The 11799-nt window shown below is 72.2% G+C and carries 9 protein-coding genes; 3 read left to right on the forward strand and 6 right to left on the reverse strand.

Translation table 11 applies throughout. The annotated features are described in order from the left end of the window. Nucleotides 1–6: 6 nt before the first annotated feature. Nucleotides 7–1311: a citrate synthase gene (locus EV378_RS13795; protein WP_132424901.1), complete on the reverse strand. Its 1305-nt coding sequence runs from the start codon at nt 1309–1311 to the stop codon at nt 7–9. A 125-nt stretch (nt 1312–1436) separates the two neighbouring features. Between EV378_RS13795 and EV378_RS13800 the strand changes: the two genes are divergently transcribed. Beyond that, the gene (locus EV378_RS13800; protein WP_132424904.1) at nt 1437–2444 is read left to right on the forward strand and encodes an NAD(P)/FAD-dependent oxidoreductase; all 1008 of its coding nucleotides are present in this window, start codon (nt 1437–1439) and stop codon (nt 2442–2444) included. A gap of 85 nt (nt 2445–2529) precedes the next feature. Here EV378_RS13800 and EV378_RS13805 read toward each other — a convergent pair whose 3' ends face one another. The 3 genes from EV378_RS13805 to pdxH form a co-directional block, all read right to left on the reverse strand. Next, nucleotides 2530–4575 carry a beta-galactosidase gene (locus EV378_RS13805; RefSeq protein ID WP_243653444.1) on the reverse strand — a complete coding sequence of 682 codons (2046 nt, stop codon included), beginning with the start codon at nt 4573–4575 and terminating at the stop codon, nt 2530–2532. Beyond that, a complete protein-coding gene (locus EV378_RS13810; RefSeq protein ID WP_132427873.1) occupies nt 4521–5777 on the reverse strand; it encodes an MFS transporter in 1257 nt (418 codons plus the stop codon). The genes EV378_RS13805 and EV378_RS13810 overlap by 55 nt, the downstream gene beginning before the upstream one ends. Before the next feature lie 138 nt (nt 5778–5915). Then, nucleotides 5916–6578 carry a pyridoxamine 5'-phosphate oxidase gene (gene pdxH / locus EV378_RS13815; protein ID WP_132424907.1) on the reverse strand — a complete coding sequence of 221 codons (663 nt, stop codon included), beginning with the start codon at nt 6576–6578 and terminating at the stop codon, nt 5916–5918. Nucleotides 6579–6799: 221 nt separating this feature from the next. Between pdxH and EV378_RS13820 the strand changes: the two genes are divergently transcribed. After that, nucleotides 6800–7930: a citrate synthase 2 gene (locus EV378_RS13820; RefSeq protein ID WP_132424910.1), complete on the forward strand. Its 1131-nt coding sequence runs from the start codon at nt 6800–6802 to the stop codon at nt 7928–7930. A 196-nt stretch (nt 7931–8126) separates the two neighbouring features. On the opposite strand, the gene EV378_RS13825 is transcribed toward EV378_RS13820, so the two are convergent. Both EV378_RS13825 and EV378_RS35335 read right to left on the reverse strand, forming a co-directional pair. Continuing rightward, nucleotides 8127–9917, reverse strand: a complete 1791-nt coding sequence (locus tag EV378_RS13825; protein WP_132424913.1) for a hypothetical protein — start codon at nt 9915–9917, stop codon at nt 8127–8129. 291 nt (nt 9918–10208) lie between these two features. After that, complete coding sequence (locus EV378_RS35335; protein ID WP_165922278.1) at nt 10209–10430, reverse strand: hypothetical protein; 222 nt, start codon at nt 10428–10430, stop codon at nt 10209–10211. Nucleotides 10431–10666: 236 nt separating this feature from the next. Here EV378_RS35335 and serC point away from each other — a divergent pair, with 236 nt between their 5' ends. After that, on the forward strand, nt 10667–11797 hold the full coding sequence (gene serC, locus EV378_RS13835; RefSeq protein WP_132424919.1) for a phosphoserine transaminase: 1131 nt from the start codon (nt 10667–10669) through the stop codon (nt 11795–11797). Nucleotides 11798–11799 lie beyond the last annotated feature (2 nt).

The following is an 11799-nucleotide window of genomic DNA, read 5'->3' on the forward strand; positions in this document are numbered from 1 at the left end:
GTGGAGTCAGCGCTTCCCGATCGCGACGTAGCTCCGCTCGCCCTCTCCGGTGTAGAGCTGGCGCGGGCGGCCGATCTTGTTCTGCGGGTCGTTCATCATCTCGCGCCAGTGCGCGATCCAGCCGGGCAGGCGGCCGAGCGCGAACAGCACGGTGAACATCTTCACCGGGAAACCCATCGCCCGGTAGATCACGCCGGTGTAGAAGTCGACGTTCGGGTAGAGCTTGCGCTCGACGAAGTAGTCGTCGGCGAGCGCCTTCTCCTCGAGCGTCATGGCGATGTCCAGCAGCGGGTCCTGCACGCCGAGCTTCTTCAGGATCGTCTCCGCCTGCTGCTTGACGATCTTCGCGCGCGGGTCGTAGTTCTTGTAGACCCGGTGCCCGAAGCCCATCAACCGGGCGCCCTGCTCGCGGTTCTTGACCCGCTTGACGAACGCCTCGACGTCGCCGTTCTCGGTGTCCCGGATCCGCGTGAGCATCTCCAGGACGGCCTGGTTCGCGCCGCCGTGCAGCGGCCCGAACAGCGCGTTGATGCCGGCCGAGATGGACGCGAACAGGTTCGCCTGGCTGGAGCCGACGAGCCGGACCGTCGACGTCGAGCAGTTCTGCTCGTGGTCGGCGTGCAGGATCAGCAGCGTGTCCAGCGCGCGGGCCATGTCCGGGTCGACGTCGTAGGGCTCCGCCGGGAAGCCGAACGTCATCCGCAGGAAGTTCTCCACCAGGCTCATCGAGTTGTCCGGGTAGAGGAACGGCTGGCCGACGGACTTCTTGTACGCGTAGGCGGCGATCGTGAAGACCTTCGCCATCAGGCGCAGCGTGGACAGCTCGACGGCCGCCTCGTCGTGCGGGTCGAGGCTGTCCTGGTAGAACGTCGACAGGGCGCTGACCGCGGACGACAAAACCGGCATCGGGTGCGCGTCGCGCGGGAACCCGTCGAAGAAGCCCTTCAGGTCCTCGTGCAGCAGCGTGTGCCGGCTGATGCCGGTGGTGAACGCCTCGAGCTGCTGCGTGGACGGCAGCTCGCCGTAGATCAGCAGGTAGCTGACCTCGAGGTACGACGAGTTGCTGGCCAGCTCGTCGATCGGATAGCCGCGGTAGCGCAGGATCCCGGCGTCGCCGTCGATGTAGGTGATGGCCGAGGAACAGGCCGCCGTGCTGGTGAAGCCCGGGTCGTAGGTGACGAGGCCGGTCTGCCCGAGCAGTTTGCTCACGTCGACGGCTTGTGCACCCTCGGTCGGGGTGTGCACCGCCGTCTCGAACTCGCCGCCGCTGTAGTGCAGTGTCGCGGTGTCGGCGGCCTTCTCGTCGGACATGTGGAGGTTCCCTCTCACAGCTGGGATCTTGGGGTTCTGCCGCACACGCTAGTCCGCCGGGCGGAGTTTGCATCGTCCAGCGTTACGACAGGAGACTCTCGCCACCCCCGGTACCGTCACGTGGGATGAGGATCGCCGTGGTCGGGGCCGGGGTCGTCGGGATGTCCACCGCCGCAGCGCTGGTGGCGGCCGGCGAGGACGTGCTCGTGTTCGAGTCGTCCGACGTGGTGATGGGTGAGCGCTCCGCCGGCTCGTCGCGCATCTTCCGGTTGGCGCACACCGATCCCGAGCTGGTCCGGTACGCGTCGCGAGCCCGGACCGCGTTCGACGGGTGGTCGACGCGGGCAGGCACGCCCCTGCTCGATCCCTGCGGGTGCGTGGTCAGCGGGACGGACGCCCCCGATCGTGCGCGGGCGATGGCGTCGGCCGGCGCTCCGCATTCGTTCGATCTCGCGGACGGCACGCTGCCGACCCGTTCGGTGGAGGGGCCGGTGCTCGTCGACCCGTCCGGCGGGGTGCTCGACGTCGACGGGGTGCGACGGCTGCTGTCCGCCGAGGTCGGGACGGTCGTGCACCACGAGCGGGTCACCTCGATCGACGAGGGCACGGTGTCCACACCGGACGGCATCTACGCCGCCGATACCGTCGTCGTCGCCGCGGGAGCGGACACGCCGGCGCTGGCTCTGCCCGTCGGGATCGAGCTTCCGCAGGCGCTGGAGCACCACGTCCGGTTCACGTTCGCGCTGCCCGACGACGGGCCGGTCCCGGCATGGATCGACGCGTCGCCCGGCCGGGTGTCGACCTACCAGCACCGCACCGGGCCAGGACGATGGTCGGTCGGCGCCACCCTGCCGTCGTCGCTCGTGTCGTGGGAGAACGGTCAGGAGGCGGCATCGGTCGCGTCGGAGCGGGCCGTCGTCGAGTACGCGACGGAGCACCTGACCGTCGACCCCGCCGTCCTCGACCGGCTGTACTGCACGCACGCCCCGGACACCGGCGACGGCATCCTGTTCCGCCGCTCCGGACCGGTACTGGCCGTGTACGGCGAGAACCTGATGAAGTTCGCACCGGTACTGGGCGAGACGCTCGCCGCGGCCGCCCGGGACGGGTCCACCCCACCGGACCTGGGCTGAATCCGAACGAAGGTGCCGTTCGTGCAGTGTGATTGCACGAAGGTGCCGTTCGTTCGGGAGGGGCGGGGCGGGGGCGGGGGCGGGATCAGGCTGGCGCGCGGACGACGGCGACCTCGCGCGGGCCCAGCCGGACGCCGTCCTCGGCCGGGGTGCCGTGCAGTACCTCGCCGGCGATCGCGACGTCGATCTCGTCGTCGGTGCGGTTGATCAGGAAGCGGAACGGCTCCCGCACCACCAGCTCGACCCGGCCGGCCGCCTCCGGCCCCAACTCCGGCGTGACGTCGGCGGGCAGCAGCGTCGAGGCCAGAGCGGGCAGTGTGCGGTCGTCGATACGGGTGGACACCCACGTCGCCGAGCCGCGGCCGACGGCCCGACGGGTGATCGCCGGGCGCCCCGCCTGCTCACCGGACGTGTAGCGGGCGAGCACCTCCACGTCGTCGGCGACCACGTCGATCCGGTCCGTCCACACACTCCCGGTCGCGCCGAACGCGTCCAGGGTGACCGTCTCGTCGGCGGCCGGCGGCGCGAACTCCTCGATCCGAATGCCCAGTAGGTCGCGCAGCGCACCGGGGTAGCCGCCGAGGTGGACGTGCAGGCGGGCGTCGGCGACGCCCGAGAAGTACGTCGCGACCAGGTGCAGCCCTCCGCGGACCCGCTGCGTCAGGCGCGCCGCGTCGGACGTGCTCATGACGTGCAGCATCGGCGCGACCGCGACCCGGTAGCCGGTCAGGTCGGCACCCGCCGGCAGCACGTCGCAGCGGAACCCGGCGTCGAGCAGTGCCCGGTACCAGGCCAGTGCCTCGCCGCGCAGGTCCAGCTCGGAGCTGGGCAAGAACGGCTGCGTGGTGGCCCACCAGGACGGCCAGTCGAACAGCAATGCCACCGGCGCGGGCGTCCGGCGCGTCCCGGCGACCGGTGCGAGCCGGTCCAGTGTGGAGCCGAGCCGGCTGACGGCGCGGAACGTCCCGGAGTCCGCTCCGGCGTGCGGCACCATCGCCGAGTGGAACCGCTCCGCCCCGGCAGCGGACTGGCGCCACTGGAAGAAGCAGATCGCGTCCGCGCCGTGCGCGAGATGGGTCAGCGAGTCGCGTTCCAGCTCGCCGCGGCGCTTGGCGTGGTTGACCGGCTGCCAGTTCACCGCGCTCGGCGAGTGCTCCATCAGCCACCACGGCTCGCCGCCGGCCAGCCCGGACGTCAGGTTCGCGGAGAACGAGAGCTCGTCGCGACCGAGCGGCTCCGGGAACACGTAGTGATCGTTCGAGACGATGTCCACATCGGAGGCCCACGACGCGTAGTCCATCCGCTGCGCGTTCGCCATCACCATGAAGTTCGTGGTCACCGGCACGCCAGGACTGATGTCGCGCAACAGGTCCCGCTCGGAGCGCAGGTGGTCGCGCAGCGCGTCCGAGCTGAACCGCCAGAAGTCCAGGGTCTGCGACGGGTTCGGCGCGGCCCCCGCGAGACGCGGCGGCAGGATCTCGTCCCAGTCCCGGTACCCCTGCGACCAGAACGCCGTCGCCCACGCGTCGTTCAGCGCGTCGAGCACGAGGTAGCGCTCGCGCAGCCAGTCCCGGAACGCCTGCGCGGCGTCGTCGGAGTAGTCGTGCGCGTTGTGGCAGCCGAGCTCGTTGTTCACGTGCCACGCGACGAGTGCGGGATGGTCGCGGTAGCGGTGGGCGAGCACGCCGGCCAGCGTCAGCGCGTACCCGCGGAAGATCGGCGACGTCGGACGCCAGTGCTGGCGCCCGCCCGGCCAGACCGTGCGTCCGTGCTCGTCGACCGGGAGCACCTCGGGATGCTTCGCGGTCAGCCACGGCGGGGGCGACGCCGTCGCGGTCGCCAGGTCGACGGCGATGCCGCCGTCGTGCATCAGATCCATGACGTCGTCGAGCCAGTCCAGCGACCACTCGTCGGGCCCCGGCTGCAGGCGTGCCCACGAGAACACGCCGACCGTGACGAGCGAGACGCCCGCCTCGCGCATCAGCTCGACGTCGGAGCGCCACACCTCGCGTGGCCACTGCTCGGGGTTGTAGTCGCCGCCGAACTCGATCCGGCCGCCCCGGCCGCGCAACCAGGTCACGCCGAGGGCGCGCGAGGTGCGCGGTAGCGCCAGAACTCGGGAAACCGCCACACGACCAACGCCATGACGACGATGACGGCGACCCCACCGATCGTCGCCGTGAGCCCCGGCCCGATCGCCGCGGCGGACGGGCCGTGCCAGAGGTCCGCCAGGCGCGGTCCGCCCGCCACGACGACGCCGAACACGCCCTGCATGCGGCCGCGCATCTCGTCGGTGGCGACGGTCTGCAGCATCGAGTTCCGGTACACGGAGCTGACCAGGTCACCCGCCCCGGCCAGCGCCAGCGCCAGCACGGCGAGGAGCAGCGATCCGGTCAGACCGAACACGGCGACGCCGAGTCCCCACACACAGATCGCGGCGACGACCGCGACGCCCTGGCGCTCCACCCGTTGCAGCCATCCGGACAGCACGCCGGCGGCGACCATGCCGATCGGGATCGCGGCGAACAGCAGGCCGAGTGCGAACCCGCCGCCCGGCGGATCGCCGAACACCTTCTGGGACATCTCCGGGAACACGATGCGCGGCATGCCGAAGCCCATCGCGATGATGTCGGCGAGGAACGACACCAGCAGCACCTTGTGCATGCCGACGTAGCGGAAGCCGTCGAGCACCGCGCGCACGCCCATCCGGTCGCGGGCAGGGCGCTGCGCGCCGTCCACCGGGAGCGGGGGCAGCCGCCAGGTCGCCCACAGCGTGGCCAGCAGCGCGATCGCGTCCAGCAGGTACAGCGTCGGGAGCCCGACGACCGGGATCAGCACCCCGGCCAGCAGCGGCCCGAGCACGGCGCCGAGCTGCATGACCGTCATGTTCAACGCGTTCGCGGCCGGCAGCTGGTCGGCCGGCAGCAGACGGGGGATGACCGCACTGCGGGTGGGCTGGTTCATCGCGAGCATCGCCGACTGGACGGCGAACAGGCACAGCACCACCCAGACGTTGCCGACGCCGGAGGCGGACACGACCCACAACGACAGCGACGTGACGGCGACGCCGGCACCGGTGACCAGCAGCATCACCCGGCGGTCCATCGCGTCCGCGACCGCGCCGCCCCACAGCCCGAACACGACGAGCGGGACGAGCCCGAACAGGCCGGTCAGGCCGACGTAGGCGGACGAGCCGGTCATCGCGTAGATCTGCGTCGGCACCGCCACGACGGACAGCTGCGCACCGATCACGGTGACCACGCCCGCCGACCACAGCCGCCGGTAGGCCGGGGTGCGCAGCGGCGTCGTGTCCGCGAACGTCGCGCGGATCATCCCGGTCAGGCGCGACGTCGCGGAGCCGCCCCGGGACGTGGGGGCGGTCGGTCGGTCGTCACCGCCAGGACCGGGCACGGGCGTCGTCGGCCCGCTCGGATCACTCACCGTTCCATCGTTACACGACGCACCGACAGATCACGGAGCGAGCCTGCGCACCTGCCACCGGTCGTCGCGGCCGAACTCGAAGCGCAGCCGGTCGTGCATCCGGTCCGCCCGGCCCTGCCAGAACTCGACCTGCCACGGCGAGACCCGCCAGCCACCCCAGTGCGGGGGTCGCGGGATCCGCTCGTCGTCGGCGAAGCGCCGGGTCACGTTCGCGAGCGCGTCGTCCAGTGCGACGCGTCGGGCGACCACGGTGGACTGCGCCGACGCCCACGCACCGAGCTGGGCGCCGCGCGGACGCTCGGCCCAGTACGCGTCGGACTCCGCCTCGGTGGCCCGCTCCACACGACCGGCGAGCTGGACCTGCCGATGCAGCCCGTACCAGGGGAACGTGACGGCGGCGACGCGCGTGCGGTGCAGGTCGTGGCTCTTGGCCGACGTGTAGTTCGTGTAGAAGACGACGCCGCCGGCGTCCAGGCCCTTGCAGAGCACGGTGCGCGACGACGGCACGCCGTGCTCGTCGGCCGTCGCCAGTACCATCGCGTTCGGGTCCGGCAGCGACTTGCTCTCCGCCTCGGCCAGCCACGCCGCCAGCTGCTCGTGCCAGGTGGGGGCGAGATCGTCGACGTCGAACGGGCGGCTGTCGTAGTCGGTCCGCATGCGTGGCAGGGACCTTTCCAGCGTGCTGTCCGACATCCGGCCACGGTAGGGGTCGTGCGGCGCGAACGCACCCCTTGTGGTGACACACACCACGGTCGTCCGCGTTGCCCACGCGCCCCGGCGCGGTGGAGGGTGACGCCGGGCCTGCTGCGAGACGACATCGGAGCCGGTCCCGGCACCGGTGCCGGCGCCCACCGTGACCCTCGGGCGTCGTCGGTCCGGTCGCTACCCGCCCGGACCGAGCCGAAGGAGACCCGGTGTCCGAGACCCACTCCGTCCCGCCACCCCCGCCCGGATTCAGGTCCGGCCTGGAGGGGCACGTCGCGTTCCGCACCGAGATCGCCGAACCGGACAAGGACGGCGGCGCGCTGCGCTACCGGGGCGTTGACATCGAGGACCTCGCCGGCACGGTGACGTTCGGGAACGTGTGGGCCCTGCTGGTCGACGGCCGCTTCGGCGCAGGCCTGCCGCCCGCGGAGCCGTTCCCGATCCCGGTGCACACCGGCGACGTGCGCGTCGACGTCCAGGCCGCCCTCGCCATGCTCGCGCCGTACTGGGGCTACCGGCCGCTGCTCGACATCGACGAGGCCGAGGCGCGCGACAACCTGGCCCGTGCGTCGGTGATGGCGCTGTCCTACGTCGCGCAGTCGGCGCGCGGGATCGGCGTCCCGGCCGTCCCGCAGTCCCGGATCGACGAGTGCTCCACGATCACCGAGCGGTTCATGACCCGCTGGCGCGGCGAGCCGGACCCGGCCCACGTCAAGGCCGTGGACGCGTACTTCGTCTCGGCCGCCGAGCACGGCATGAACGCGTCCACGTTCACCGCCAGGGTGATCGCGTCCACCGGTGCCGACGTGGCCGCGTCGCTGTCCGGGGCGATCGGCGCCATGTCCGGGCCGCTGCACGGCGGCGCACCGGCACGCGTGCTCCCGATGCTCGACGAGGTCGAGCGCACCGGGGACCCGGACGGCCTGGTCCGCGGCATCCTGGACCGCAAGGAGAAGCTGATGGGCTTCGGTCACCGGGTGTACCGGGCCGAGGACCCACGCGCCCGCGTGCTGCGGCGCACGTGCCAGGAGCTGTCGGCGCCGCGCTACGAGACGGCGATCGCACTGGAGAAGGCGGCACTGACGGTCCTGCGCGAGCGCCGTCCGGACCACCCGATCGAGACGAACGTCGAGTTCTGGGCCGCCGTGATCCTGGACTTCGCCCAGGTCCCGCCGCACATGATGCCCGCGTTGTTCACCAGCGCCCGCACGGCGGGATGGTCGGCGCACATCCTGGAGCAGAAGCGGGAGAACAAGCTCGTCCGTCCGTCGGCGCAGTACGTCGGCCCCGGGCCTCGTGCTCCGCAGGACGTCGAGGGTTGGGACCTGGTCGGGAAGTAGGGCCACGCGGGCCGAACCGCCCGGCCGCCCCGCCGCCCGGCCCGATGCGCGCGCTGATCCGCGGAACGCACGTCGGAACGGAGAACGCGCGCGTCCGGGCACATGCGTTATCCGCCGACGAGCGCGTTCCCCGGATCATGGCCACGCACCTCTACCGCGTCCCCACCGCTCCGGTGGGGTCGTTGTGATCACCGGGTCACGGGTTGCCCTGGGCGATCGCAGCGAGCTGGAGGTCGAAGCGCTCGCGCCGGATGCGCTGGTCGACGTAGAGCAGGCCGACCATGCCGCAGATGTAGGCGATCGCCAGTGTCCCGATGATGACCTGCCCGATCCCGATGATCAAGAAGTACGAGACCGGCAACGTTCCGGTGCTCGAGATCTCGAAGGCCGATGAGTAGCTGACGACGGCGGCCAGGATGCCGATCGGGATGAGCACGATCACCGCCGCCACCCCGATGAGCAGTCCGCCGAGCAGCTGGATCCCGAAGAACCGCCACCACACGCCCTGCACCAGCGCGCGCGAGCGCTCGATCGCGGCACGGACGCCGATCCCCTCCACGACCGTGATCGGGAGGGACGGTGACAGCAGCACGCTGAGGTAGATGACGCCGACGTAGGCCGCGATCACGAGCAGGACCCCGATCGCGATCCCGGCTCCACCGAGCGAGCCGAGCAGCACGGCGAGCCCGACCGCCACCCCGACCAGGACGAGGCCGATCAGCGACAACAGCAGGTACACGGCGTAGGCGCGACCCATGTGCGGACGAGCGACGGCCCAGGCCTGACCGATCGTCAGCTTCCGGCCGATCACGGCGGGCACGACCGTCCCGTAGAGGATCGCCAGCACCGGGGGGTAGATCGCCACGCTGACGAGGAGGATCACGCCGATCAGCGGCAGCTGCGCAGTGATCGCCTCCAGAGGATTGATCGTCGCCCGGACGTTCGAGAACACGGAGAGCTGCACGACGACCTGAGCCGCCGCGACCACGAGCGCCACGACGAACGCCGGCAGGAGCACCGCGGCCGGGTTCGTGCGGACGAACCGGAACGCGCCGCCGAGCATGTCGTCGACGGCGAGCGGCCGGAGCGGGACGATGCCGGGCCGCGGCGCAGGGGGTGGGCCGTATCCGGGTGGTGGTGCGCCGTAGGCGTAGCCCGGCTGCGGCGCTCCGGGGTGCTGCCCATGGCCCGGCGGCTGCGCGCCCTGCTGGCCGTACCCGGGCTGCGCGCCGTAACCACCCGGCTGTCCGCCGTAGCCGGGCCCGCCGTACCCAGGTTGCTGGCCGTACCCGGGCTGTGCGCCATACCCGGGGTACCCGCCGTAGTCAGGCTGCTGGCCGCCATACCCTGGCCGGCCGTACTGCGGTTGCTGACCGGGGCCCGCCTGCTGGCCGTACCCGGGTGGCTGCCCGTACCCGGGTGGCTGGCCGTACCCCGGCGGCTGGCTCCCGTAACCCGGCTGCTGGCCGTATCCGGGGGCGACATAACCGCCACCCGGTTGCGCACCGGAACCGGGCTGGGCCGATCCGGGCTGTCCGCCCTCACCCCCCGGCGGGGAGCCGTAGTCGGGCTGTTGGCCGCCATACCCGGGCCGGCCGTACTGCGGCTGCTGACCACCCGGGCTCGCCTGCTGGCCGTATCCGGGGCCGCCGTAACCGCCCGGCTGCGCGCCGGACCCGGGCTGAGCCGAATCGGGGTGCTGCTGGGCCGAACCAGGCTCTCCGCCGTAGCCGGGCTGTCCGCCGTCACCCGGCCCACCGCCGGCCCAGTGCCCGGCCGGACCCGACTGCTGAACGGCGTCCGACGTACCCGCCGCACCCGGATGCCCAGCGCCGCCGGGCTGCTCGGCGCCGCCATATCGCTCGGTGCCGTCAGGGTGCTCGCCACCGCTCTGCTGGTCACCGGCGGCGGGCTGCTCGTCGCGGCCGGACGAGCCCTGCTCCGGTCCTCCGTCGCCGGCGTCCGGCCGGTCGGATCCATCCGTCATCGGGCTCCCCCGTTCGCTCGAGCGGCGTCATCCTTGCAGCGCAGCTGCTTCCTGCACAGGCCACGCGGCACGATCGGGGGACATCTCAGGACGACGGCGACGGGACCCCTCCCGAGGTCGGCGCACAGCGGTTCGAGCATCACGCCCTGCGTCGACCGGAACCCGGCCGCGCCGAGCAGCGCGAGGAACGTCGCGGCCGCCGCCCACCACGCCGGGTGGATCCGACGGGTCCGGGCCGGGTCGCACGTCGGTCACGGTGCCCAGCTTCGTGACCGCCGGACGGGGCAGCGGTCATCCGGGGTACCTCTCCACGAACCGCAGCGTCATCGCGAGGTAGTCCCGCAGCGGGACCGTGTCCGGCGCGCGTCGGTGGCGAGTCCAGATGTCGTTGGCACGCTGCGGATCCATCCCGTGCGCGAGGACGACGACGGCGTCGGCCTCCGCGGCGCCGATCTCCCGTCCGGCGAGAGCGGCGAGCGCGACGACGAGCTCGGCGGCCCGCGCGTCGTCCATCCGTCCAGTGTGCTCGGTGCCACCGACAGTTCACGGCCGGCGACGGCGTCGGCGGGACCTGGTACCGGAACCGCGACCATCCCGGGCGAGCCGAGGGCCGTGCCGCCGTACGCGGGCGGATTCGCGAACTATGCCCGGATCTGCGGCGACGTGCCCTGCGCGGCCACCCCCGGGTTCCACATGAGCTGAGCCACGGCGCGGTGGCCTCCTCCGGCCGGGCTGAGAGACTGGATGCCGTGACCTCACCCACCGATCTGAAGATCCCGTCCGATCTCCTGCCGTCCGACGGCCGCTTCGGCTGCGGGCCGTCCAAGGTGCGCCCGGAGCAGCTGGCCGCGCTGGCCGCGACCGGCACCTCGGTGATGGGCACCTCCCACCGGCAGAAGCCGGTGAAGAACATCGTCGGACGCGTGCGCGCCGGCCTGCGCGAGCTGTTCTCGCTGCCCGACGGCTACCAGGTCGTGCTCGGCAACGGCGGTTCGACGGCGTTCTGGGACGCCGCCGCGTTCGGTCTCGTCCGCGAGCGGTCGCTGCACCTGACCTACGGCGAGTTCTCCGCCAAGTTCGCCGAGACGACGAAGGGCGCGCCGTTCCTGGCCGAGCCGGTCGTCGTGTCCGCCGACCCGGGCGGCGCGCCGGAGCCGACCACCGACCCGTCGGTGGACGCGATCGCGTGGGCGCACAACGAGACGTCCACCGGTGTCGCGGTGCCGGTGACCCGCCCGTCGGGCGGAGGAGACGACCAGCTCGTCCTGATCGACGCGACGTCCGGTGCGGGCGGCCTGCCGGTCGACGTGACCCAGGCCGACGCGTACTACTTCGCGCCGCAGAAGGGCTTCGCCTCCGACGGCGGCCTGTTCGTCGCGCTGATGAGCCCCGCGGCGCTGGCCCGTGTGGAGGAGCTCGACGCGTCGGACCGCTGGATCCCGCCGTTCCTGTCGCTGGCCACCGCCGTGGACAACTCCGGCAAGGACCAGACGTACAACACGCCGTCGCTGGCCACGCTGTTCCTGCTGGCCGAGCAGATCGACTGGATGAACGGGCTCGGCGGTCTGGAGGGCTGCGTCGCGCGCACCCGCGACTCCTCGGAGCGCCTGTACGGCTGGGCCGACAAGAGCGCGTTCGCGACGCCGTTCGTCACCGACCCCGCGCTACGCAGCCTCGTCGTCGGCACCATCGACTTCGACGACGCCGTGGACGCCTCCGCGGTCGCGACGGCGCTGCGGGCGAACGGCGTGGTGGACACCGAGCCGTACCGCAAGCTCGGCCGCAACCAGCTGCGGATCGGGATGTTCCCGGCCGTCGAGCCGGACGACGTGTCGGCGCTGACGGCGTGCGTCGACTGGGTCGTCGAGCAGCTCGGCTGAGC

The sequence above is a fragment of the Pseudonocardia endophytica genome, from assembly GCF_004339565.1.
GTDB lineage: Bacteria > Actinomycetota > Actinomycetes > Mycobacteriales > Pseudonocardiaceae > Pseudonocardia > Pseudonocardia endophytica.